The sequence below is a fragment of the Pseudomonas sp. AC463 genome, assembly GCF_979253585.1.
Genome location: NZ_CEEDDZ010000599.1, coordinates 1 through 272, shown reverse-complemented (window position 1 = coordinate 272; position 272 = coordinate 1). Strand labels below are relative to the sequence as shown.

Here is a 272-nt window from a genome sequence, read left to right as displayed (position 1 = left end):
GCGACGAGTTCTCGCCCTTCAACACGCGCATCCACGGCATCAGCTGCGATCATGTCGCGGGGCAACCGACCTACGCCCACATCCACGACATTGTCGCCGGCCACCTGACCGGCCGTGTCACGGTGGCGCATTCCTATTTCGACAAGGGCGCGTTGGCGGCGGCCTGCCGGGTCCACGACCGGGTGGCGATCGAGACGACGTGGCTGGACAGCGTTCGCGTCGCGAAACGCGCATGGCCGGACTTGCCGAGCCACCGGCTGAACGTGCTGACG

Annotated in this window: 1 protein-coding gene; it reads left to right on the top strand. The window is 67.3% G+C overall.

The features are described 5' to 3' along the window. A partial coding sequence (locus AC0IYH_RS31605; RefSeq protein WP_471838196.1) for a 3'-5' exonuclease family protein occupies positions 1–272 on the top strand: 272 nt, incomplete at both ends.